We start from the raw sequence: 22,286 nt of genomic DNA, 5'->3' as shown, positions 1-22,286 counted from the left end.
GGACGGGGGAAACGGCCCGTACTGAAACGGCCCGAGGGCACCGCGCGCATACAGAGAGGCAGCTCACAGAGGCTTGCGTCCAGGGAAGCGGTGTACGGCCTTGAGCGCGTGCCCACTTGGCGCACGCGTCGCGCGGCCCTGGCCGACAGAGTCCGCCAGGGAGGTAGCAGATTGTATATAACGCCTCAACGTCCGGAAAGGTACGCAGTGCGTGTCCTGACGGGACGCTTGGTGAAGGTTCCGGCTACCGACTTCGCGAAGTACACGCTCGCCAGATGTCTCCGATCCTCTCTCCTGCACCACTGTCCTCTGACTCTGAACCTTGACCGTCTGCCACCGAAGATTGACGGACGACGGTTTGTGTCACTGAAGATTGACCGGCCAGGTCAGAGGCTCCTCGGCACGCCGGAGCAGCACCATCTGATCCGCCCGACACACGGCGAGGTGCGCCAGCAGCATGCACCTTCCACCGGAGGTTGACCGCTCACAGGGGGCGAGTGCCCGCCGCCGTGACTGGGAGCCGTGGGGCGGGCCAGACCGTGGGCCTGTGTGGTTACCGCTTGCCGTACTTGAGGCGGGTGCCGGACCAGTCCTTGCCGACGCTGACGGACTTGGCCGGGGAGAGGCCGGTGATCTGCGCGCCGTCATTGATCTCGCTGGGTTCGACGTATCCGTCCCGGCCGTCCTTCGGGGTGAGGAGCCAGATCGTGCCACCGTCTCCGAGTTGTCCGATGGCGTCGACCAGGGCGTCGGTGAGGTCGCCGTCATCGCCGCGGAACCATAGGAGTACGACGTCGGCGACGTTGTCGTAGTCTTCGCCGACCACGTCCTGACCGATCAGCGACTCGATGCCCTCGCGCAGGTCCTGGTCGACGTCATCGTCGTAGCCGATTTCCTGGACGACCTGACCGGGCTCGAACCCCAGGCGGGCCGCAGGGTTGATCCGCTCGTCTTTCGATGTACTCACCATTGCCTCCTGTGTCGCAGGGCGTGCCAATCGCGCCCCCCGGTGTAGCCAATCAGACACTCAGGGTGATGGTGAGTGTTTCCGCTCGGAGAGCCGCCGATCTGAGTCTCCGCCGAGCCAGGACGCCTGTCGGCGCTCAGACTTCCCTACGCTGTCTGCGGGACCGGGCGAGCCCTTCGTATGGTTCTCCCACCCAGGGGCATCGGGTGCGGATTTCAAACTTCTGGCAGGCGCAAGGGAAACGGTTACGCTCGACGTTGCCAAGGCGGCTGAGCCCAAGCACTGAAGTGTCAGGTTCAAGGAAGGCGTGACGTACAGCCTTGCCGTCAGCTTCATTGTGAGCCAACTGTGCACGCATGCATGTCGGGCAAAAATGTGGGTTGCCTCGCTAGTAGATTACGCAGAGTCAGTTTTGGTGAGTGGCTTCGCTGGATTGAGCTGACGCGTGCCAGTACGGAGTGGATGACCTGGTGCGGATACTCCACGGCTTGCAAAGGGAGCAACAGATGACAGAGGGACTCCCCAGAGTCTTCTTCGACATGACCGCAAATGGTGCTCCCCTGGGCCGGATCGTCATGGAGCTGCGTGCCGATGTCGTACCGAAGACCGCAGAGAACTTCCGGGCGCTGTGTACGGGCGAAAAAGGCTTCGGCTACAAACAAAGCACGTTCCACCGCGTGATCCCCCAGTTCATGGCGCAGGGCGGCGACTTCACCAACAACAATGGCAGCGGTGGAAAGAGCATCTACGGGGCGAGGTTCGAGGACGAGAACTTCACGCTGAAGCACACCGGGCCAGGCATTCTCAGCATGGCCAACGCCGGACCCGACACGAACGGCTCCCAATTCTTCCTCACTACCGCTACAACGGCTTGGCTCGACGGCAAGCACGTCGTCTTCGGGCGCGTCATCGAAGGTATGGATGTCGTCAAGAAGATCGAGAGCTATGGCTCGGATTCGGGAGCGACCAGAGCGAAGATCGTCATCGAGGATTGCGGACAGCTCTGAAGATCATCTACTGCGTTGTGGGCTGACCCACGGTCCGTGAATCGTTCCGCTTGCTGTGGCGTGGGGCGATATGCACGCTGGGCCACCGTCAACTCTGCGGCATCGCTGAACCTCGGCGGACGTCGCAGGGTGTGGTCGACGCGCTCAGAGCGTGTTGGACAAACTCGGGTCAAGAGGATTGGCGGTGGTACATGATGCTGCTGTCGCGGCAGCTGGGGGAGCCGGCCCGCCGGTCGACGGCGTCTGCGGCGGGCAGGAGGTGAGGCATGGCTGCCAACTGCTGGAGCAGCAGCTGGCGGGCCTGCGCTGGCTCGTGGTGGCTGGAGAACGTCACGAGGTGTTCCGCTCGCTCGGAGCGGCTGCACGCGACAGCGTCCGCGCCGTGCTGGGCACGCCAGACGAAGACGACGAACTGAAGAGCTGGCTCCGTAGTGCCGAAGGCAAGCATCGCTTCACGCGGCTTGTGGAGACGACGCGCCGCCGTTGCGGTACGCAACTGGCAGAGCTTGCGGCCCTGGCCGACGGGAGCGGGGTCGGCTTCGAGGATCTACTGTTGCTGAATCTCCTAGGCGACTTGGGAGTGCCCGACGGAACGGGCTGCAGCAACGTGGCCTGGCGCCGGGAGACATCGTTCGTGGCACACAACGAGGATGGCTTCCCGACAGAGGACGGCCACCTCATGGTGATCACCTTGAACATCGAGGGCCAGACTCCGGTGACCGCCCTGTGGTATCCCGGCTTCCTCACCGCGAACGCGTTCACCGCCACCGGCTCGGGCCTGGTCTGGGGCGGAACCCACATCCCAGTCGTACGTCCTGGCCTTACCGGTGCGGGTCGGCACTTCATCGCCCGGGCCCTGCAACAGGCGCCGACGCTGGACGCAGCCGTGGCCCACCTGCGGGCCCATCCCACCGCCGGTGGCTACGCCTGCACCCTCGGCGATAGCACCAGCGGCCGAGTTGCCGTGGTCGAAGCTGTAGCCGGCCGTGTCGCGGTCCACGAAACGGATGCGACACACCCTCTGCTCTGGCATACCAACCACCTGCGCTACCTGCCTGAACCCCCGGATGACCCAGCCCTTCTCGGTGACAGCAGGCGTGCTGGCGCCCACGCCTCGCGGTATGAGGAGAGCATGGCCCGCGGGCGTGTTCTGGCAGCCATCACACCTCCGCAGCGAGAACCCTCCACCGCCTGGTTCGTCGAGACTCTCACCTCGGAGTCTTTGCCGCACGGAGTGCACCGCACGGCACACGGCGCGGACCAATTCATGACCTTGTGCACTGTGGTCGCGGACCTCTCCAGCGGAACCATCATGCTGCGCAACCCGAAGGGGAACGCGACGCAGCTCGCCCTGTCCGATTTCACCCACGGGAACGCAGCTTCCATGGGCTGAATACTCATCGACGGAAGACTGAGCAGGCAGCGGATCAGGACCCGGGGTGGCACGTTGGATCTCGGCCGAGCCCGGGGTCTTGCAGTCGACCAGTGCCCCAGCTCTGTGAAGCTGAAGGCGCCGGCCACCAAGTCCGCGGTGGTCGAGCCGGACCGCCCGGAGGTCCAGGAGCCGCCGGCCAACCCCATGGCGGAACTGCTGTGACCCCCAACCAGATGCCGCAGCGGCGGCCGGCACGGATCGTGCAGGGCCGCTACACGGAACTCGTCCGACGATGGTCGTTCGGGTCTGGCACGGCTGAACCAACAACCGTCCGTCCGACCTGGTGCGATCAGATCACCCCTTCGTGTGATCCGCGTCCAGACACGGCAACGTGAGGCGTGGCCTGGGTAAGAGCCATCACATGACTACGTGGCAGTATGACATCCGAGCAGACCTCGGATGGCAGGAGACGGCCATCCATCAAGTGCCCGACAAGGGCGTCATGCTCGAAGCCGCCGGTGAGTGGAAGCACGCTAACGACTGGGACGCCGTCGACGCGGAAGGGCACAAAGTAAGTAAGAAGCCAGGGACAATGGACGGGGCCTTTTATCGGCATCTGGCCGTTGCCGGCCGGCCCGAGTTCCTCCACTCAGGCACGGACGCTTATGTCGGCTCCCTCATCGGGAAGTGGGGGCCGGACGGCGTGCCATTCAAGATGGGCAAGCGCAGGTCGTTCATGTCTGGCAGCTCGGTGGACACGAGCAAGAAGCTGTACCTCGCCATGAACGACAGGGAGGGCGAAGAGGGATTGAAGGACAACTCAGGCGTCATGCACGTTATCGCTGCCGTCTACACCCGCAGCGAGCGCGAACCTCGCTGGACCTACAGCCGCTTCGGCGGCTGGTCGACCACCACCTGCTAGCCTCGCCGTTTCGCTTGGGTACGGCGGCTGTTGAGGCAGAAACGCGAAAGTGCCTTCCTGGCCTGGAACGATGAACCTTGCTGGAGGGTTCTGTCGGTCCAGGCGGAGGCACTTTCTACGTGCAGGGTATCGGGTTGCGTCCCAAGTGAGGCTGATCCTTTGGAGTGGACACCCTGACAATGGATCTCGAAGGTCCAGAAAGCTATGTCCAGGTGGGACGCCAGTCTCCGTACCCGGAGGAGTTTCGGAAGGACGCCGTCGCGTTGTACCGAGCTGCCGGTGGCAAGCGCACGTACGCGGCGGTGGCCGCGGAGCTCGGGATCACCGGGGAGACGCTGCGCACGTGGGTCCGCAAGGACACCGCCCAGCACACGTCCGAGAACCGCGTGGGCGGGGCCGGCCAGAGCGCAAGGTGTCGGTGAGCTCTGCGAAGTTCTCCTCGGCCTGGGCGGCGTCGGCGCGGGCGGCGTTGGTGACGCAGCCGCGTACGTGGTCGTCGAGAAGGCCGAGGGCGACTTCCTGCAGGGCTCGGGTCGCGGCGCTGACCTGGGTGATCTTGTCCAGGCGGGCCAAGTGGTCGGCGTAACCGGGGGCCTGGGTGTGCTGCCCGGTGGCGGTGTAGCTGTAGGTTCCGCGACTTCGTGCGCACTGGTTCCTGCGGAAACGCCGGAATCCGGGCTTCATGCGCATCACAGATGCCGGGCAGCGGTGCGCAGTCTTGGGCCGCCGAGCGAGTTCGTTGGTTACCCAGCGTCAGGAACCTCACCCAAAGGCTCAAGCGCCAGCACTACGGCCGAGCCGGATTCGTCCTTTTCAAACGCCGCATCCTCGCCAGTTGACCGGCTTCACGGAAAGTGACGAAGGAGCCGGATCATCATGTTCTTGGACGGATACTTCGCACGTAGTGCGACCGGTGTGCCCCGCCCGGTGATCACCAATGAGCGCCGCTTCGCACTCCGTACCTGCACGTACACCTCAAGCGCCTGCCGCGTGCGCCTTCGCAAACCCGTTGTCCCCGGCAAGGATTTCCCCGTACGTCACCACGGCTGCCGCCCTCCAAGGGAGGGAGCCGGGCCCATCCTTCGTATGCCGGGGAGGCACGTGCCGTATGTCGCGGTCCATCGCCAAACGAACCGGCCATCCACTGCTGGATGCTTCTAGGGGGCGCAGTATGCCCAAGTCCTGTGCGATATTCACGGTCGTTATCCAGCCGGGATCGATGCGGCTCCAAGAGCAAGGCCACCCCAACACGGCGGGTGTGCTGATGCGTGAGGAGCGGGCTCCTGGCGGAAAGATCACTCGGCCATGACGGAGCGAGGTGCGCTGGGTGTGCCCGCGCATGTGGCGTGCATCATGGACGGCAACGGCCGCTGGGCGCAGCAGCGCGGCCTGCGGCGTATCGATGGACACTCCGCGGGTGAGGCGTCCATCCGGGCCATCATCGATGCCGCACGGGGGGCAGGCATCCAGTGGCTGACTTTGTTCGCCTTCTCCACGGAGAACTGGGATCGCCCCGTGGCTGAGGTGGACCATCTCATGGAATTCCTCCGCCGCGTCATCCGACGGCGCGGGCGGGACCTGCACCAACGCGGGGTGCGCGTCCGTGTCCTTGGCCGTGCGGATCCGCGTATCCCCGACGATGTCCACCGGGCCATCGACGAGATCGAACAGCGTACCCGGGCCAACACGCGGATGACGCTCACATTCGCCTTCGACCATGGTGGGCGGCAGGAGATCGTCGACGGCGTGCGGCGATTGGTGCGCCGAGGCATGCCAGACGATGCCATAACGGAGGCCGTCCTCGCCGACCATCTGCAGTACCCGGACATGCCCGACGTCGACCTGCTCATCCGTACCTCGGGCGAGTACCGGATTTCCAACTTCCTGCTCTGGCACATCGCCTACGCAGAGCTGGTCTTCCTCGACGTGCTGTGGCCGGACTTTCGCGCCCGGCATCTGCACGAAGCGATCGACATCTATCGGCATCGCAGCCGACGCTTCGGGAGCGTCGGGGCCCAACAGGTCACGGAGGAGAGCCGATGAAGCAACTCACCGCGGGAGCAGGGCTGCTGGCGGTGGCCTGGCCGGTGTACTGGCTGTGGACCGGGCCGGGGCTCAGCGTCGCGTTCTTCCTAGTGTGGCTCGGCTACATCCTCGCCGTCGACGGGATCGTCCTGCGCCGCACCGGGACCTCTCCGCTCCACAGGGGGCTGCCCTCGTTCCTCCGTCTGTTCGCGTTCTCCGTGCCGTTTTGGTGGCTCTACGAAGGGCTCAACAAGTTCACCGAGAACTGGGAGTACGTCGTGCCTCACCGGCCCGGGCCTCTGGGCTGGGCGCTGCTGTTCTCGCTATGTTTCTCGACGGTGTTGCCCGCGCTGTTCGAGACATCGGAGCTTCTGGCCTCCTTCGCATTCTTCCGAACACCGTGGCAGGGAGGACGGGTGTTCCTGTCTCTGGGGCTGCTGCGCGCTACTCCGGTGGTCGGTGTGCTGTGCCTGGTCGCCGTGGCGGCCTGGCCACGAATGACGTACCCGCTGATCTGGGTCGTCCTCTTCCTGCTGCTCGACCCATGGAACACACTGGCCGGTCGGCCGAGTCTCCTTTCTCAGCTCGGGCGCGGACGCTGGGAAGTCCTCGTCACGCTGAGCGTAGCGGGTCTGATCTGCGGCGTTTTCTGGGAAATGTGGAACGCCGGCTCCGCCATCCAGTGGCTGTACGACGTGCCGGGGTTCAACACCTCCGTCCATCTCTTCGAGATGCCACTGGCCGGATACCTGGGGTACATCCCGTTCATCTGGTCCGCCTACGCCGCCTATCATGCGGTGCACGGCGTACTGCGGCTCCCACCCCTGCCGTTGGGAGAGCCGGCATGAACGCCCTGAACCACGCGGGGATCCGAGACCCGTCGCTGCGCCGCGCCTACGCGGCCTGCCGCCGCCTCCACGCCACGCGCGACCCCGCCACATTCCCCTCCGTGTTCTACCTGCCTCCGGCCAAACGCCCATACGTGCACGCCCTGTACGCCTTCGCCCGACATACCGACGACCTCGCCGACGGCCACAGCACCCCCCACCGGCCAGACCGCTTCCGACAATGGGCCAAAGACACCCGCACCGACCTCACCGCAGGCACCAGCACCCACCCCGTCCGCCGCGCGCTCCTGCACACCCTGCGCACCTGGGGCGGCCGCCCCACCCTGGTGGATGAGCTGCTCACCGCAACGGAAGAGGACCTGACCTTCACTCCGTTCGCCACCTACCAGGAACTCGCCCGATACCTGTACGGCGTCAACTCCACCGTCTGCCTGCTGCTGCTCCCCATCCTCCAGCCGGCCGAAAAGCCAGCGGAGATGGAGAACCACATCGCGGCGCTTGGGCGGGCGATCCAATACGTCGACAACCTGCTCGACCTCCCGCGCGACATCCGTCACGGACGCCTCTACCTCCCTCTGGACGACCTGCAGGCAGCGGGGCTGACCCAGGCGGACCTACGGACAGCCGTCCCTGACCCGACCGCCCTGCGCAGGCTCGCGCTGCACCAAGTCGAGCGGGTGCGTGGCCTCCTCGACGAAGGCCGCCCGGCCATACAGCAGTTGCACCCCACAAGTCGCCCTCCCATCGAGTGCGCACTTGCGATTCTGGAGGGCTATCTGAGTCTCTTGGAACGCCACCCCGCCTCACTGCTCAGGCGCCGCGTGCCCATCCCACCTCCGGCGCACTCCCTCACAGCGGCCGCGACCTGGTACGCCCGATCCCATGCCAGCCGTCGCCGCCACCCATGCCCAACACAGCAACCGGCTGGCGCCTGACCCAGCCTTTGTAGCAACGCCCTTCGCCCGAGTGCTGCGTCGCCGGCTGGCGTACCGCTCGTAGACCACATGGCCGTCCGTGGCCGCCGCGGCGTAACTGCCCGAATAGTGAGCCTGCCCGTGTACCGAACGCACTCGCCGCCATGGCACCGACTCCGCGAAGTCCGTCAACCGCAGCTGATCAAAAGGCACTTCCCGGACCCCGAAAGTTCACAAGAGATCAACACGGCAGCTACGGACCGCGACCATTGCGCACCGAACTCTGGAATTGCGCATTCACTGAAGGACTCTGTCGGGGATCTTGAGATTTCTTGATCATTGCCCCTGGCGCCACCAGCGGGGCCGGGGCAGTTCGTTCTCGTCGAGGTATTGCTGGAACGCCGTCGGTGAACGGGGGCGGTAGGCGGAGTCTGCCGGTTCCTGGGTGCTGAGGCGTTCGATGGTGACGGCGATCGCGGTCAAGACGTGCTGGACATGGGCTTTGGCGACGCCGTGGTAACGGCAGCGTCGCATCTGGTGGTCGTTGACGAGCTCGTTCATGGTGCCCTCGATGCCGGAGCGTGAGGCGTAGTGACGCTGCCACTTCGGGTCCTGCTGGTCGGCGCGGTTGCGGACCTGGAGGTCGTGGAGGCGTCGGGCAGGAAGTTCACGGTCCGTGCCGCTCCGGAGGTGCACTTGGGCCTCTCGGGGCACGGCCCGCACTGTCGGTTGTGGAACCGGACCACCGTAAAGGGGGCCATCGCCGGAAGCTCGTTCCAGTTGCCGCTGACCTGGCCGTTGGGGCAGGTAACCTCGCGGTGGTCGAAGTCGATGATGAAGTTCTCCTGGGCGAACCCGTCGTCGGTCTTGCGCTGCCGGGAGTTGTTGGTCCTGAGCGGGCCGACCATGGTGACGCGGTGGGTGCGGGCGGCAGTGTCATGAAGGACGACGGAGGTGTAGCCGCTGTCGATCAGGTGCTCGGTGGGCAGCGGCCGGCGTCGCTTGAGCCGGGTGTGGATGCCGGGCAGAGCCGTGCTATCGCCGGTGGGGACGGTGGTGGCCACGTCCGTGATGATGTTGACGCGGCCCTCGTCGCAGGTCTGTGTGGCATGCGCGAGATAGCCGACCCAGGTCCGGTGCCCGCGGCGCGTGTAGCGGGCCTCGAGGTCGTAGGGCGACTCCAGACGCCGGCCGGTGGACGGGAAACCATCCTTCTCTGCCCGCGGACGCAACTGGCCCCGGGCATCGACCAGGAAGTGCTGGACCATGATCTGCCGCAGTGCCTCCATCGCGGGTCCCGTTGCCATGCCCGGGCGGCGGCTGCGGACGCGTTCGAGGAGCTCGGCGGCGTCGGTGCCGGCCTGCTTGAGCCGGGCGGCCGGATGACTGGGCTGGCTGACCAGACGAACCTGTCGTCCGTAACGCAGCGCCCAGTCCTCGTCGACCAGGCCGCCGAGGATCTCCGGACCGGTCCGGGCGCACTCCTCCAGGGCTGGGCGGACGGTCTCCAACACCAGCTCCAACCGGGTCAGTTCACGCACGGCGGCTCGAAGTCAGGTGGAGTCGGTACGCTGCCGTCCTCGCGCCTTGACCAGCCCCGCTTCCTTCAGCCGTGCCAGTGCGAGGTCGAGGAGAGCGTCGGCGCGGTCGTCCTGGGCCAGCCGGTCGCGGAAGTCAGACAGCACGCTGTGATGGAAGCCGGGATCGTCCAGCTCGAGCGCGAGGGCGTACTTGAAGTCGATCCGGCACCGTAACGCCTCGGCCACCTGCCGATCCGAGAGGTTCAGCAAGAACTGCAGCACGCTCACCGTGGCGAGCGGAGCCGGTGACAAGCCGGGCCGCCCGTCCCGTGGGTACCAGGCGTCGAAGTCCTCGTCGTGCCACAGACCGTCCAGCCGGTCGCGTACCCACATCGCGGTCGTGCCACGGGGGTTACTCGCCCGCGCCACCCGCGCTGTCGAAGCCGGAACCTGCTCACCAGAACGGGACGGAGAGACACCCACACACCTCACGTATGGCAGTCGACCTTCGGAACCAAGCCGAGCCTGCCCTACGACCCCGCCCTTCCGTCTGGGAATCTCAAGATCCCCGACAGAGTCGCTCATTGGCGGAAGCGGCGGATGGAGCGCCGGGACGGTCCGTCCGCGTCCAGCCAGTCGTCGGCGTTCTGCTGGGGGACGGCGTTGATGTCGATGCCGGTCTCGGAGGTCCAGGTGAGGAAGGCGATCGCGGACAGCAGATGCCCGCGCTTGCGAGCCACGCTCACGGAGGAGGACTGCCAACCGCAGCGCGAACCTGAGCAGCGTGCAGCCCGTCGTCACTCATGCGAGGAGCAGCGCGCGGTCCCACAAGGGCGCCTGGTCCGTCGCCGCAGCGAGCAGGGCGAGGACGACGCCGGCGGCACCTTCCAGGAAGCCGGGGTCCTGCCGGGTGAACTCCTTCTGCTGGAGCAGGTGTTCGGCGAGCGCGGTGGCGGCGGCAGCGAGGCCGGGGTCAGCAGTGTCGTGGGCGAAGCGCAGGGTGATGTGCAGCAGGCCGGCCAGGCCGTGGCAGAGGCCTGGGTTGTCGTCGATGCCGCGCTCGGGGGCGGGGCGGATCAGGGCTGCTTTCAGAGCCTGGACGGCGAGTTTGCGGGTGGAGGTGTCGTCGAGGGCGCGGCCCGCGAGCCAGAGGGCGCGGGCCACGCCGGGGCTGCCGTAGCACCAGGAGGAGTGGACGGGGGTGCCGCTGCCGTTGGGCAGGGCCGTTAGGCCGGGCCAGTTGGGGCCCCAGGTGTCGTCGGTGCGGGCGGCGGTCAGACGGGCCGTCAGGTGTTCGGCGGTGTCGCGTAGGCCGGGGACCTGGATGGCGGCGGTCAGTGCGAGCGACATCAGTGCGAGCGGGCCCGCGATGCCGTGTGAGAGGCCGTAGTTGAGGGCTCCGTGGGGAAGCCGGTCGCGCGCGGCGTGGTCCCGGATGGAGTCGGCGGGGGTGTGCCATCGGGGGGTGCCGGCGCGTTCGCGGCACAGGCCCACGAGCGCACGGAGGATCTCGCGCAGAGCGTCGTGGTCCTGGTCTGCTTCGGCGCGGGTCAGAAGGTAGGCGCCGGTCCCGGTGAGGCCGGAGATGAGGTCGAAGGTGCGGGTGCTCACGCCGTGGGCGCCGCGTAGCGTGTCGCGCAGGGCGTCGGTGCCGCGGAGGATGTTGGCTTCCCAGAGGGCCGGGGCCGGACCGCGCCCGGTGGCGAGGGCGGCGAAGGCGGGACCGCCGATCCCGCCATAGAGGCCGGGGGCCGTCACCCGGAGCCGCTCGGCGCCGGCCGCTGTCGCGGCGAGGTAGTCGTCGGCCATGGGTCCCCAGCCCTGGCCGGGCAGGCAGCGGTCCAGCTGGTGGTAGGTCAGGACCAGGCCCGCTCCGCCGCCGGCCAGATCGGGCTGTACGCAGGAGGGTGCGACTCGCGGGCGCCCGACCAGGACGCTGACGGCCTCAAGGACGCGTGCTGCCGTGCGGGCGGGCAGGACGGCCTGCCAGGCGGTGTCGGTCAAGGTTGCCAGCCTCCGGAAGGACCGCCGGCCGTGCGCACGGAGTGGAACCCGGGCCGCACGACCGGCGGTTGGGCGTCAGTCCTCGTAACAGAACCGCGTCTGGTGCGTCGTGCAGTAGTCGGTGCAGTCGAAGCTGGTGTGCCCGGTGTCGCAGCACATCATGGGCTCCAACAGCTGATCGTCGGTCTCCGGCAGCTCCTGGAGTTCGAGCAGGAGGGCCTCCATGGCGGGTGTCCCCTTTCTTGTGTGTGGTGTCGTGGTCCGGCTGGTGAGTGACGGTCTGTCAGTGAGGGTCCGTCAGCCACGATCGCCGGCCGCCGTGCCGCAGGCGCAGCAGGAAGTCCAGTACGCCTGCCAGCCCGACGTTGTAGCCCGCGCAGACGTCGCGCAGCGTGTCGTCCGGCACCAGTAGCCGGCCGCCCAAGCGCGCGGCCCGCACGAACAGACAGGTGGCCGCCTGGGCGGCCCGGTGCCGGTGGCTGTCGTCACCAGTCGCATCTGCCAGATCGAGCAGCAGTTCGGCGTTGCCCGCCCCCCCGTGGCAGGTGCTGGGGCCCAGTCGCCAGCGGTCCCGGTGGACGGCGTGGGCGGCGCCCTCGGCGGCGGCGCCGAAGCGCAGGTCGCCGGTGTGCTGCCAGAGCCGGACCAGGAAGGTGCCGACGCCGGAGGTGCCGTTGCACCAGAAGTTCAGCCTGGGGCGGTCGGTGCGGCCGGGGCCCTTGGGCCAGTGCATGGTGCCGTCGGGGTCGTGCTGGGCGACGGCGAGCAGCGCGTGCCCGCCGCCGACGGCGACCTCGACCAGGTCCGGCCGGTCCGTGTCGCGACCGACGGCGAGCAGGAAGGCCGCGTTCCCTGCCACGCCGTGTCCGAAGCCGTAGGCCGCGGAGCCGGCGAGGTCGGCGCGGTGCTCGGGCCCGGCGAGCCAGTCCACGCCGCTCTCGGCCTGCCTGGTGAGCTTCAGGAGTCCGTCGGCGCAGAGGTGGGCCCGGTCGGCGAAGCGCGGGTCGCCGGTGGCGTGCCAGAGGTGGAGCTGAGCCAATCCGGCTCCGGCGAGGCCGTGGCAGATGTCGGGATTGTGCCAGTCGAGCGGGATCCGCAGCGCGTAGGCCGCTGCCCGCTCGGCCAGCGCCGGGTCGTCCAGGGTGCGCGCGGCCTCGTGCAGGGCCCAGGCCGCGCCGGAGCGCCCGAAGTACAGGCCGGGCAGAACTCGACTGGGCAGGGTCAGGCGCTGGTCCAGCCACTGTGCGGCGGTCCGCAGTGGCGCCTCGGCCACCTGGTGCCCGGCTCGGACGGCCCGGTCGAGCACCGCGAGGACGCCGGCCGCGCCCCACTGGACGTTGCACGGGTCGCCGTAGGGCAGGCTCGTCGGGCGTGGCCAGAGGTATTCGGCGGCCGGGTCCATCGTCTCCGCCAGCCAGGCGAGGCCGTCACACAGCAGCATGTCGATCTGATCGTCGGCAAGCTGGGGCCCGGTCGGCTCGACATCCGGCTCAACAATCGATCCGGCAACCCTTCCGACAACAGGGTCGGCGGCCTGATCGCCGCGCAGGAACCTAGCCGCATCCGCCAAGGACCAGCGGTGCGCGGGCTCTGCCGTCAGGCCCCGCACGAGCGGGGCGAGCGCCCGCAGCGCGGGAGACGCGGGCGCGGCCGCGTCGACAATCGCGGCCAGCCGTCCAAAGGCTGTCCGGGGCGCGGCGCCGCTGCTCGGCGCGGTGTCGTCGGGAGCGAGCAGCGGGTTAATGCCGGTGGTGACGTGGAGCAGTGTCGAGCCTAGGCCATAGCAGTCCAACTGCGGTTCGGCGGGCTGCGGTTGGACTCCGTCGAGATAGCCGGGGTCGGTGAAGCCGCGGGTGCCGGCAACGGGCGCCGTCTCGCCGGTGGGGACCGCGCACTCCATGTCAACGAGGACGGGGGTGCCGTCCGGCGTCATCACGACGTTGCTCGGCTTGAAGTCGCGGAGCACGAAGCCCGCCGCGTGGACCTTGCCCAGCACCCGGGTCAAGTCCCGGGCCAGGCGCAGCCCGGCCGCCACCGGGAACCGGCCGGCCTCGCGCACGCTTAGATCTGCGGCCCACTGCTGCAGGCTGGTGCCGTCGATCAAGTCCTCGACGAGGAAGACGTGTCCGGCCGATTCGAGGACATCCCGGGTGGCCGGTGCGACCCGGCATGATGCGAGCCGGCGCAGCACGACGGCCTCGTGGCGCAGCCAGTCCCGGGCGTCCCGGCCGCTCGGGTCGGCTCCCACGTGCGGGCGGGCCTCCTTGAGCAGCACGCTCTCACCGGTACGGGTGTCCTGGGCGCGGTAGACGCCGCCGCGGTTGGAGTGCCGGATCGCCTCCCGGACCAAGTAGCGGTCCGCGACGGTGACCGGCCCGCCGCGCTTGCGGGCCGGTGTCGCAGCGTCGGCGCTGGGGCCGAAGGGCAGCGTTGCCCATGAGGGCGGGGAGAACCAGGGGTTGCGCTGGTCCGACACCAGAGAGCCGTCGGGGGCTTCGAGCCGACCCTCGTAGAAGCCCTCGTCGTTGAGTTCGCGCGGCCTGCTGAAGCAGCCGTAGCGGTAGTGCACCAGGCTGTCCGGCCGGTACCTGCGGTCGGAAAGGATGGCGGGGCCGGGCAGGCCGGCCGTGGCCGTGTGCAAGTCCTCGGCCAGCAGGCGCAGCTGGGTGTCGTCGGCGGGATAGACGGTGAGGAACTTGCCGGACTGCGCCCGGTTGGCCCGGACCGCGTTGAGCTCGAAGGCGGCGCGCGGGCTGACGGCGAACTTGAACGCACAGCCGTGCCGCACCAGCACCCGGGACGCCCGCTCCAGCACCTCGGACGCCGAGACCGGTGTCGCCGACACGTGCAACTTCCAGCCCTGGCTGCGCCGCCGGTGGTCCGGCGGGATAACCATGCACCAGAAGTCGCTGTCCCGCATGTCCCACTGCCCCGGAGTATGCGTGTCCGCCAACACCTGCGCAACGATGCGTTGATAGATCGTCACGCTCTGAGCTTGGCACAAGTCGGCATGCGCATGAAATCCCCCGAGCGGACTACTCGCTGACGGAGCCTGTGGGATCGGGCTGGGCGAGCACGAGGGCCTGGGGGGCTGGCTTGGCGCCCTCGGGGATGCCGAGTTGCCACCTCGTAGACGTGGCCGTGGCGGGCTTGCGGGCGGGGATTGCCGGCCGGCGGGAGCGGATCTCTCTGGTTGGGTGGTACGGCAACGCGGCGGCTGCGCACGGGCCGGCTCGGTAGACATCCCCCAACTCGGTGCAGACCTGCTTGACCATCACCGGCGAATCCGCCCGCCGCACCACGTCCGTGTTCCGCTGGTAGTCCCCGGGCAGGACCGCATCGTCCATGCCGCGCCCTTTCTGCGGCACCAGCAGCACTACACGGCCCGCGACCTGCCCCGGCGGCCCTCGGCGGCATCCCCTCCCGCTCTGCTTCCACGGGCCTGCTCGGCCAGCCGACGCACGACCCGCTCGGCAACAGCGAGTTCCTCCAGCTCATCGCGCACTTCCTGAAGCTGTCAGCTCAACTTCCCAGCCTGCACCTCCAGTTCGGCCTTGCCGGCCGAGATCAACTCACGAAGGTCCAGCCCTGTACCCCTGGCTTCCACCTGACGTACCTCCCGCCCGGATCGTAGGGACGGGCACCTCGCTCACACGGGAGAATCCACGGAACCGCGTCCACCGACATGGCAGACGATCTTGCGCTCCGACAACCGCCTGCGAACAGCACGAGGACACGACCAGCGACTCACGCCAGCCCCTTGACCAGCAAATTCAGGATGGTGGATCTTCACGAGCGACTCTGTCGGGGATCTTGAGAATCCTCGGCGGATAGGCGTGATCAACCGGCATGCTCGACTCGGTTTCGAAGGTGAACGACTGTCGTTGAGATGCCCGGTGTCCGTCCGTCCCCGCTCCGGTGTGCAGATTCCCGTCCTGACCGCGCAGGTTGCCCGCGCGAGCAACCCCCGCGGGACGACGGCGATGTGGGTACGCGACCGGCTGGACGGACTGTGGCGGGACGAGGACTTCGAAGCCTGGTACCCGCGCGACGGACGCCCCGGGTTATCACCCGCCCAGCTCGCCACCGTATGTGTCCTGCAGTTCCTGCAGTTCCTGCAGTTCCTGCAGTTCCTGCTGAACCTGTCGGACCGGCAGGCGGCAGAGGCGGTGCGCTGCCGCCTCGACTTCAAATACGCCCTCGCGCCAGAACTTGACGATCCCGGCTTCCACCACCGTGTGCTGGGCGACTTCCGCAACCGCCTCGCGAAGGATGACCGCGCCGACCGGCTGCTCGATCTCGCGTTGGAGCGGCTCAAGGCGGCCCGCCTGGTCAAAGCGAGGGGGGCAAGGCCCCCGGTCCTGGAACGCATTCGCGTGCCTCGCCCAGCCGGCGGCCGTTCCCGCACCCGGCCGGACCACCTGAGCGGCGACACAGCGTACTCGTCCCGACGCAACCGTCGGTACCTGCGGCGGCGGCAGATCAAGCACACCATCCCCGAACGCCGGGACCAGCGGGCCCACCGCCGCCGCCGTGGCAGGAATGGCGGCAGGCCCGCCGGTTTCGATCCGGCGCGCTATGCGCGCAGGAACGAAGTCGAGCGGCTGATCAGCCGGTTGAAGCTCCACCGGGCCGTGGCCACGCGCTGCGACAAGAGGGCGTACATCTTTCACGGCACTGTCACCGGCGCAGCCATCCGGCTGTGGCTGAAGCCCTGACCGATCGAACAGGCCCCGGGACGGCAGGCTGTGGCCGGCAGGTGATCATTCGCAGGGAAGCTGTGTATAGCGGCGTGTGGCCCGCGCCTCGTGGTGGAGGCGCGGGCCACACGCCGGCTGTGGGGGGAGGTTCAGGCGAGCTTGCAGGCGTTGGCGGCGCGGTCCGCCCGGACCTGAGCGCCATCGTTCTGCACGTGCTCGCACACCGTCTTCGCCAGCGGCAGGTTCGTGCCGCCCACCAGGCAGCCGACGCTGTTGAGGTCGTTGGCGCGGTTGGGGGCGGGGCTGGCGGCGAGGTACCCCGCGCAGTCGGAACCGCTGGCCTGGGCGGCCGGTGCGGCGATGATCGCGCCGCCCGCGATCAGCGCCGCGGCACCCACGACGGCAGAAAGACGGGAGTGGAGGGTCGAGTTCATGGTGTTTCCTCACGAGTCCAGTGAGCGGGGGCGAAACATCGGACCGGAATATCAGCTTCCAGTCACTCAGTCCCGTAACCGCACGACCGGGCCATCGGTCACGTCACCTCCGGGTGTCACCACCGGCGCATTCGGTGCGTACCCCGCGCACACCCGCCACCCCGTACGCCCCCCGGTCTGCCGACGGCGGCCCGCCCCAGAGGGCGACGCCACAGCGGCGCCCGGATGGCGGCCCACGTACACGCCAGGGCGCCCCGGAACACCGAGGCGCCCTGGACGCCATGCCACAGCCGCTAGGGCAGGCTGTTGCGATCAGGCAGTGTCGAAGTACACCGAACGGAGGTGGACGTCGCGGCTCTGGATCGCCCCGTGAGGCTTCAGCACATGCTCTTCGCCGGTGCAGTTGGGCAATTCGAAGACGTGGGCATACTGGTCGGTGTTGTTCTGCGGCTTGTCGGCGTATGGGTCCTTGTCGCTCGGAGTCTGCGGGAGGGTGTGGCAGGGCGTGGTGTCCACGTTCGCCGGGTCGGTCAGGGCAAACCTCGCGTCGGCGTCACCCTCCTTGTCGTAAGCCTCGTAGGTAAACGTGCCGGTGGCGGCATGCGCCCCATCGGGCAGCATGAGAACTAGGGCGAGGGCGGCCACGGCAGTGGACGCGACACGACGGAGTTTCATGGCAGTCGGGATTCCTTCCGGAAATACGCCAGGACATGAACTCGGAGAAGCAGGAGACGGGCCGGCCCTTCTCGAACATCCCGCAGGGTGCTGAGCACTGGACCCGGCCTAGCCGGACGGCGCGCCCGGGCACTGGCATCGCGGCAGCAACAGCGGGAGCCTTCCGGCCGTGGTGGGCAAGGGCTCTTCTCCGGCATCGGCCCCGCACACGGGCCACGCCCCACAGATTGCCCCACCCACCTCGCGAGACGATCAAAAGACCGTTCCGGCCACGCGATTGGCCGAGCGCACGCCTGCCCCGAGCGCGCCACCCGGTTGCCTCCACGCTCCGCCTCTCCACCATGAGAGCGCCCCGTGAGGCCCGTTGGAACAATGGGGACAGTGGCGAGCCACCTGACCCACCGGACAGGCCCTAGGCAGGGCGGACGGCTACCGCCACGGACGTCACGTACGGCTCGTCCAGCTCACCACCGGGGAAGTGCCGGGCGAGGTGCTTCCGCTCCACCGCAAGGAAGACCGAGGCCCTAGGCTCGCCGAGCACGATAAAGGCTGAATGAGTGGCCAGCTTCGCGAGGTGGAAGTCGACGGAGACCCGGCGCGACCAGCGCAGCGTACGGGTCCTCCAGCAAAGCCCGGCCGGCGTTTCCAGGTTGGAGATGTAGCAGCCGGGCCCCAGCCACTCCTCGATCCTGGCCCCCTGCTCCGCCACCCATGACACGGACGGGTCCGGGTCGTTCCACCACAACGCGAGAGCGCCCCCGGGACGCAGGGCCCGCAGGGCGGACGGGACGGCGCGTGCGGGGTCGGTCCAGTGCCAGGACTGGGCGTACGAGACGAGGTCGAGCGAGCCGTCGGCCAGCGGCAGCCGGTTGCCGTCCCCGCGCACGAGTGGGACCCCCGGCAGCTCGCGCCGGAATTGCGCCGCCATCCCGGCGCCTGGCTCCACGCCCACCACCCGGGCCCCGCGCTCATGCAGATCCCGGGCGGCGATCCCGGTCCCGGTGCCCACATCGGCCACGCGGGCCCCGGCAAGCCGCTGCCCGCTGAACTCCTCCACGGTCTCGAAGACGGCCGCCGGGTACTGCGGCCGGTGCGCGGCGTACGCGCCCGCGGCCCGGTCGAAGGCCAAAGCCCGTTCGTGGGCGGGGATGTCGTACGTCATGCCCCGACTACTCCGCAGGCCGCCACTCCGGAACAGGGCGCGTCCGCGGCCAAGACCGACTACCGCGAGCGCCACGCGGTCGAATGCGGAATCAATCGACTCAAGCGCCACCGCGCAGTCGTCACGAGATACGGCAAGCTCGCCGTCCGCTACGAGGCGACAGTGCTGGTCGCGGGCCTCAACGAGTGGCTGTGACCAGCACTTTCACAACAGGCCCTAGCGTCGAACGGTGGCCGTCGGCGGGAGTGGAAGCGGCCGCTGTTAGCCCGGAGCAACGCGCTGCGCAAGGTCGCATGGATCGGTATGACCGCATGCGTACGTACCGTCCAAGATTTCCGGACGATCCGATCGCTACCTTCGGATCCGGCGCTTCCGGTTCCGACCATGGGCCCTCGGGCTCGACCGCACAGGTGGCCGAATTCATACACCATGCGTTATTGGCTTGTTTCGTGAAGCTCCTGGTCTTTTCAGAGACACAGTCGCTTATGGCGTGAATCGCCCTGCACTGGGCCGGGCATGGGTCACCAAGCTCGTCGGTGTACAGGCCGTCGGCGAGTGCCTTCGGCCACCCGGATTCCGGGTAGGAGCAGGAGGGAAGACACATGACCCAGTTGATGCCCGAGGGAATCTTCGTCATCGGTGCTCACATCGGGTTCCAGACTGTCCTGACCGCCACCCCGCACACCGTCGACCACGGCGCTCCCGTTATCGCGGCACCCATGGAACAGCCGTACCCGGGCCCCGCCCAGCAGTGGCGGATCACACGCGTCCCCGACTCCGGCCTGCCGGGCCGCTACATCATCCGTCCCGCGTACGAAGAAGAGGGGTCCGCGGCCGTTCTCACGGACAACGCCCAGGACGATCTCCTCTGGGTCAACAACGTTCCGCCGGTGGAGTGGACCATCAACCCCGGCCCGATGGGATTCAGCATCCTCAACCAGAAGGACCAGTACCTGACGGCCGAACACATCGGTGCACAGGTCAGGCTGGCCAAGCCGGAGGGCCGGCCCAACCAGGCGTGGACCCTGCGATTCATCGCGCCCGCCTCATAGGTGACGAGTCCAGCGGGCCGTTCCTGCCGACGGCGGGTTCGGCCCGCGTCATGTGTGAACTCAGAAGGAGACAGGGAATTGACCAAGGGCGCTGAACAGTTCTCAAAGGACCTCAACGAGTTCCTCGGCAAGATCAGGGACTGGTACAAGAACGACCACGAGCAGTTCAAGACCGAGTACGAGAAGACGATCCGAGGCTTACAGCCGTACCCGGAGAACACGCGGGAAGAAGTGAAGTACCCGTGGAAGAGCGGAATCGAGTGCCTGTGTAGCTTCTTCAGCGAGTGGTACGACTGGGAGTCGGGCGTCCACAACGGGCTCGACTACATCGAGAAGTTCAGCTGGCTCAGCTACAAGAACCCGGACGGCCTGTGCTTCGTACGCTCCGGCCCGGGTCGCGAGATGACCGCCGACTTCACGAATCTGCAGGGCATGCAGATGGACGGGAAGTTGGACGGGGACAAGTGGAAGAAGCTCATCGAGAAGTGGATCGAAGAACTCGGTCCGAAGCGCATGGACGAGTACAAGATCGAGGACTGGAAGACGTTCAACGAGTTCTTCGTCCGGGAGCTCAAGGAGGGCAGGCGGCCGGTCGACGCCAAGGACGAGACCGACGTGGTGGTCGCCCCGGCCGACTGCGTCATCAACATGATCGTTGACGACCTCACCCTGACCACGCAGATCCCGGTCAAGACGGTGAGCATGAACATCAACCAGCTGCTCGCCAACTCCGATCACGCCCGCCATTTCGACGGCGGTACGGCGGTGTCGTGCATCCTCATGCCCGACCGCTACCACTGGTACCACGCACCGGTGGCGGGCGAGGTGGTGGAGGCCTGCGAGGACGTCGACGGCGCGTACTACGGGTTCAAGAGCCTCCCTGACCTCCTCGACAACGGAGACGTCGGCTACGGCTACGACTACTCGGACTTCGAGAAGTTCCGCCGGGGATACCTCATCATCAAGACGACGTATCTGAATGCCTCCGGAGGGCCGGACGGCGAAGGCTACGTCGGAATGGTGCCCGTCGGCCTCAACTCGATCGCCTCCGTGAACTTCCTGGACAAGTTCAAGCCCCCGCTCCAGACGCCGGTCATGGTGGAAAAGGGGGAAAGGATCGGCAACTTCAAGTACGGCGGCTCGCTCAACATCCTGCTGTTCGAAAAGGACCGGTTCCCCGCGCTGCAACTGCTCCAGGGGCAGCGCATCGGGGTCCTGGAGCAGCCGGACCGGACGGCCAAGCTGTTCCGCGGCGCCGACTTCAGGCGGTCCCGGCGGCACGGCCGTCTCGCCCCCTGACCCAGCTGCCGAACGGAAGGGGAACCATGTCGGACGACCTTGTCGCCTCGATTCCGGCGAACGTCCTCAACACCCAGCGCATCGAATTCTCCACCGACGGCACCAAGAAGGTGCGCTCCTACGCCGGTCACGTGCACATCGACAGCACGGAGCATCCGAACACCAGGGACCATCTCTTCTACTGGTTCTTCGAGAGCCAGACCTGCAACCCCGAGGTTGCGGTCCCCGACCAGCAGGAGCTGATCAGCCGGACGCCGCTGCTGATCTGGCTCAACGGCGGACCCGGCGCCTCCTCGCTCCTCGGCCTCTTCCTGGAGAACGGGCCGCTGTCCATCGGCGACGACGCCACCGGGACGATAGCGGTGACCGCCGGCTCCTGGAACCAGGAAGCGCATGTCGTCTACTGGGACCAGCCCATCGGCACCGGATACAGCTACTCCGACACCGGCGAGCACGTCCACAGCGAGGACGCCCTCGGCGAGATGTTCTGGAAGGGCCTGCAGGAGTTCTTCGGCCTGCACCCGGAGTACGCACAGTGCCCGCTGTACGTCTGCGGTGAGAGCTACGCCGGTAAGTACGTCCCGGCAATCGCCCTGGAGATCGACAAGCGGAACGGCCAGGTCCCGGCCGAGCAACGCGTCAACCTCCAGGGCATCGCCGTCGGCAACGGCTGGATCAAGCCCGAACTGTCCCTGCGCATCCTGATCGACTACGCCTACACGACCGGGTTCATCGGCATGGGCCAGAAGGACTCCCTCGACCAGTCCTACGCCGAGTTCCAGAACGCCCTCCACAAGCAGGAGATGGAGAAGGCCACCGAGCTGGGCAACGCCCTGGTGACCGCGACCGGGATGTACGGGGGACACTTCGACGTCTACGACGTGCGGCGCTGGGACGACCTGCCCATGGGTGCGCTGAACGCCTATCTCAACAGCGAAGCCGTGAAGAAGTCCCTGCACGTTCCGGCGAACGTCGCCTGGCGGAGCGCCGACGACAACGGCCCGGTGGCCGAGGCACTGATCCAGGACAACATGGCGGACGGCTCCTGGCGGTACACGGACGTCATCGACAAGGGCTACAAGGCCCTGCTCTACACCGGGAACTTCGACACCGCCTGCGGATACCGGAGCACGGAAGAGATCCTGGACGACCTCATGAGGCAAAAGGGCGACCACGAGCACGCCCAGTGGCGCAACGCGCCCCGCCTCATCTGGACTCAGGCACAGGGGAACCCGAGGGGTTTCGTCCGCAGTCTTGGGAACCTGACGCAGGTCAGCGTGCCCGACTCCGGACACCAAGTGCCCGCGTTCCAGCCGCAGATCTGCCGGGAGATGCTCTACAACTGGCTCTTCAACCGCCCCTTCCCCGGGAGGGCCGTCTAA

At 67.6% G+C, this 22,286-nt stretch carries 21 protein-coding genes and 3 pseudogenes; 12 read left to right on the top strand and 12 right to left on the bottom strand.

From position 1 onward, the window contains the following. Positions 1 to 553: 553 nt before the first annotated feature. Complete coding sequence (locus tag AQI88_RS41185) at positions 554 to 967, bottom strand: DUF3052 domain-containing protein (protein WP_398698698.1); 414 nt, start codon at positions 965 to 967, stop codon at positions 554 to 556. Positions 968 to 1,473: 506 nt separating this feature from the next. On the opposite strand from AQI88_RS41185, the gene AQI88_RS41180 reads away from it, so the two are divergent. The 4 genes and pseudogenes from AQI88_RS41180 to AQI88_RS41160 form a co-directional block, all read left to right on the top strand. Beyond that, entirely contained in the window at positions 1,474 to 1,974 is a 501-nt protein-coding gene (locus tag AQI88_RS41180; protein ID WP_067010808.1) for a peptidylprolyl isomerase, read from the top strand. A 151-nt stretch (positions 1,975 to 2,125) separates the two neighbouring features. After that, a complete protein-coding gene (locus tag AQI88_RS41170) occupies positions 2,126 to 3,367 on the top strand; it encodes a C45 family autoproteolytic acyltransferase/hydrolase (protein ID WP_079058165.1) in 1,242 nt (413 codons plus the stop codon). Between the two features lie 403 nt (positions 3,368 to 3,770). Next, positions 3,771 to 4,271: a hypothetical protein gene (locus AQI88_RS41165; protein WP_067010796.1), complete on the top strand. Its 501-nt coding sequence runs from the start codon at positions 3,771 to 3,773 to the stop codon at positions 4,269 to 4,271. Between the two features lie 212 nt (positions 4,272 to 4,483). Then, positions 4,484 to 4,669, top strand: a pseudogene (locus AQI88_RS41160) (transposase); the annotation flags it as partial. Here the strand turns inward: AQI88_RS41160 and AQI88_RS48720 are convergent. Next, entirely contained in the window at positions 4,593 to 4,955 is a 363-nt protein-coding gene (locus AQI88_RS48720) for a metal-sensing transcriptional repressor (protein ID WP_279616604.1), read from the bottom strand. The pseudogene AQI88_RS41160 and the gene AQI88_RS48720 overlap by 77 nt on opposite strands. Before the next feature lie 621 nt (positions 4,956 to 5,576). Here AQI88_RS48720 and uppS point away from each other — a divergent pair. From uppS to AQI88_RS46380, 3 genes are read left to right on the top strand one after another with little or no spacing between them, the layout of a single operon-like run. Then, the gene (gene uppS, locus AQI88_RS41155; protein WP_067010794.1) at positions 5,577 to 6,314 is read left to right on the top strand and encodes a polyprenyl diphosphate synthase; all 738 of its coding nucleotides are present in this window, start codon (positions 5,577 to 5,579) and stop codon (positions 6,312 to 6,314) included. Then, entirely contained in the window at positions 6,311 to 7,144 is an 834-nt protein-coding gene (locus AQI88_RS46385) for a hypothetical protein (protein ID WP_067010793.1), read from the top strand. Before uppS ends, AQI88_RS46385 begins: the two co-directional genes overlap by 4 nt. Beyond that, the gene (locus tag AQI88_RS46380; RefSeq protein WP_067010792.1) at positions 7,141 to 8,079 is read left to right on the top strand and encodes a phytoene/squalene synthase family protein; all 939 of its coding nucleotides are present in this window, start codon (positions 7,141 to 7,143) and stop codon (positions 8,077 to 8,079) included. Before AQI88_RS46385 ends, AQI88_RS46380 begins: the two co-directional genes overlap by 4 nt. Positions 8,080 to 8,394: 315 nt before the next feature. On the opposite strand, the gene AQI88_RS48305 is transcribed toward AQI88_RS46380, so the two are convergent. The 7 genes from AQI88_RS48305 to AQI88_RS41125 form a co-directional block, all read right to left on the bottom strand. Beyond that, positions 8,395 to 8,754 carry a transposase gene (locus AQI88_RS48305; RefSeq protein WP_244184620.1) on the bottom strand — a complete coding sequence of 120 codons (360 nt, stop codon included), beginning with the start codon at positions 8,752 to 8,754 and terminating at the stop codon, positions 8,395 to 8,397. Between the two features lie 857 nt (positions 8,755 to 9,611). Next, complete coding sequence (locus AQI88_RS48300; protein WP_244184618.1) at positions 9,612 to 9,971, bottom strand: transposase; 360 nt, start codon at positions 9,969 to 9,971, stop codon at positions 9,612 to 9,614. Between the two features lie 188 nt (positions 9,972 to 10,159). Further along, positions 10,160 to 10,324: a hypothetical protein gene (locus AQI88_RS46375; RefSeq protein ID WP_159050550.1), complete on the bottom strand. Its 165-nt coding sequence runs from the start codon at positions 10,322 to 10,324 to the stop codon at positions 10,160 to 10,162. 55 nt (positions 10,325 to 10,379) lie between these two features. Continuing rightward, complete coding sequence (locus AQI88_RS41135) at positions 10,380 to 11,582, bottom strand: lanthionine synthetase C family protein (RefSeq protein WP_067010791.1); 1,203 nt, start codon at positions 11,580 to 11,582, stop codon at positions 10,380 to 10,382. 75 nt (positions 11,583 to 11,657) lie between these two features. Beyond that, positions 11,658 to 11,807 carry a hypothetical protein gene (locus tag AQI88_RS46370; protein ID WP_159050549.1) on the bottom strand — a complete coding sequence of 50 codons (150 nt, stop codon included), beginning with the start codon at positions 11,805 to 11,807 and terminating at the stop codon, positions 11,658 to 11,660. Between the two features lie 58 nt (positions 11,808 to 11,865). Then, positions 11,866 to 14,568, bottom strand: a complete 2,703-nt coding sequence (lanL, locus tag AQI88_RS41130) for a class IV lanthionine synthetase LanL (protein WP_107118806.1) — start codon at positions 14,566 to 14,568, stop codon at positions 11,866 to 11,868. Positions 14,569 to 14,617: 49 nt separating this feature from the next. After that, the gene (locus AQI88_RS41125) at positions 14,618 to 14,929 is read right to left on the bottom strand and encodes a hypothetical protein (RefSeq protein WP_159050548.1); all 312 of its coding nucleotides are present in this window, start codon (positions 14,927 to 14,929) and stop codon (positions 14,618 to 14,620) included. A gap of 636 nt (positions 14,930 to 15,565) precedes the next feature. Between AQI88_RS41125 and AQI88_RS48295 the strand changes: the two are divergent. Together AQI88_RS48295 and AQI88_RS41115 are read left to right on the top strand one after the other, a co-directional pair. After that, a pseudogene (locus AQI88_RS48295) lies at positions 15,566 to 15,832 on the top strand (transposase); the annotation flags it as partial. 108 nt (positions 15,833 to 15,940) lie between these two features. Beyond that, positions 15,941 to 16,300: pseudogene (locus tag AQI88_RS41115) on the top strand (transposase family protein); the annotation flags it as partial. A gap of 131 nt (positions 16,301 to 16,431) precedes the next feature. Here the strand turns inward: AQI88_RS41115 and AQI88_RS41110 are convergent. The 3 genes from AQI88_RS41110 to AQI88_RS41100 form a co-directional block, all read right to left on the bottom strand. After that, positions 16,432 to 16,716, bottom strand: a complete 285-nt coding sequence (locus tag AQI88_RS41110) for a hypothetical protein (RefSeq protein WP_067010788.1) — start codon at positions 16,714 to 16,716, stop codon at positions 16,432 to 16,434. A 312-nt stretch (positions 16,717 to 17,028) separates the two neighbouring features. Further along, positions 17,029 to 17,391: a hypothetical protein gene (locus AQI88_RS41105; RefSeq protein WP_067010787.1), complete on the bottom strand. Its 363-nt coding sequence runs from the start codon at positions 17,389 to 17,391 to the stop codon at positions 17,029 to 17,031. A gap of 412 nt (positions 17,392 to 17,803) precedes the next feature. Further along, complete coding sequence (locus AQI88_RS41100) at positions 17,804 to 18,553, bottom strand: class I SAM-dependent methyltransferase (protein WP_067010782.1); 750 nt, start codon at positions 18,551 to 18,553, stop codon at positions 17,804 to 17,806. Positions 18,554 to 19,155: 602 nt separating this feature from the next. Between AQI88_RS41100 and AQI88_RS41095 the strand changes: the two genes are divergently transcribed. The 3 genes from AQI88_RS41095 (at position 19,156) to AQI88_RS41085 (ending at position 22,286) form a co-directional block, all read left to right on the top strand. Continuing rightward, positions 19,156 to 19,605: an RICIN domain-containing protein gene (locus AQI88_RS41095; RefSeq protein WP_067010781.1), complete on the top strand. Its 450-nt coding sequence runs from the start codon at positions 19,156 to 19,158 to the stop codon at positions 19,603 to 19,605. A gap of 78 nt (positions 19,606 to 19,683) precedes the next feature. Beyond that, positions 19,684 to 20,904, top strand: coding sequence for a phosphatidylserine decarboxylase (locus AQI88_RS41090; RefSeq protein WP_079058162.1), 1,221 nt, complete (start codon positions 19,684 to 19,686; stop codon positions 20,902 to 20,904). Positions 20,905 to 20,930: 26 nt separating this feature from the next. Continuing rightward, positions 20,931 to 22,286: a S10 family serine carboxypeptidase-like protein gene (locus AQI88_RS41085; protein WP_067010780.1), complete on the top strand. Its 1,356-nt coding sequence runs from the start codon at positions 20,931 to 20,933 to the stop codon at positions 22,284 to 22,286.

Origin of the sequence: Streptomyces cellostaticus (assembly GCF_001513965.1) — a bacterium.
Classification (GTDB): Bacteria; Actinomycetota; Actinomycetes; order Streptomycetales; family Streptomycetaceae; genus Streptomyces; species Streptomyces cellostaticus.
Note: the sequence above shows the minus strand (reverse complement) of the source record. Positions and strands in the feature narration are given on the sequence as shown.

Coding starts and splice junctions, on each gene's coding strand:
- AQI88_RS48720 (WP_279616604.1), bottom strand. CDS start 4,955: ATGAAGCCCGGATTCCGGCGTTTCCGCAGGAACCAGTGCGCACGAAGT.
- AQI88_RS41165 (WP_067010796.1), top strand. CDS start 3,771: ATGACTACGTGGCAGTATGACATCCGAGCAGACCTCGGATGGCAGGAG.
- AQI88_RS46380 (WP_067010792.1), top strand. CDS start 7,141: ATGAACGCCCTGAACCACGCGGGGATCCGAGACCCGTCGCTGCGCCGC.
- AQI88_RS46370 (WP_159050549.1), bottom strand. CDS start 11,807: ATGGAGGCCCTCCTGCTCGAACTCCAGGAGCTGCCGGAGACCGACGAT.
- AQI88_RS41180 (WP_067010808.1), top strand. CDS start 1,474: ATGACAGAGGGACTCCCCAGAGTCTTCTTCGACATGACCGCAAATGGT.
- uppS (WP_067010794.1), top strand. CDS start 5,577: ATGACGGAGCGAGGTGCGCTGGGTGTGCCCGCGCATGTGGCGTGCATC.
- AQI88_RS41085 (WP_067010780.1), top strand. CDS start 20,931: ATGTCGGACGACCTTGTCGCCTCGATTCCGGCGAACGTCCTCAACACC.
- AQI88_RS41100 (WP_067010782.1), bottom strand. CDS start 18,553: ATGACGTACGACATCCCCGCCCACGAACGGGCTTTGGCCTTCGACCGG.
- AQI88_RS41105 (WP_067010787.1), bottom strand. CDS start 17,391: ATGAAACTCCGTCGTGTCGCGTCCACTGCCGTGGCCGCCCTCGCCCTA.
- AQI88_RS41110 (WP_067010788.1), bottom strand. CDS start 16,716: ATGAACTCGACCCTCCACTCCCGTCTTTCTGCCGTCGTGGGTGCCGCG.
- AQI88_RS41125 (WP_159050548.1), bottom strand. CDS start 14,929: ATGGACGATGCGGTCCTGCCCGGGGACTACCAGCGGAACACGGACGTG.
- AQI88_RS46385 (WP_067010793.1), top strand. CDS start 6,311: ATGAAGCAACTCACCGCGGGAGCAGGGCTGCTGGCGGTGGCCTGGCCG.
- AQI88_RS41095 (WP_067010781.1), top strand. CDS start 19,156: ATGACCCAGTTGATGCCCGAGGGAATCTTCGTCATCGGTGCTCACATC.
- AQI88_RS48300 (WP_244184618.1), bottom strand. CDS start 9,971: ATGTGGGTACGCGACCGGCTGGACGGTCTGTGGCACGACGAGGACTTC.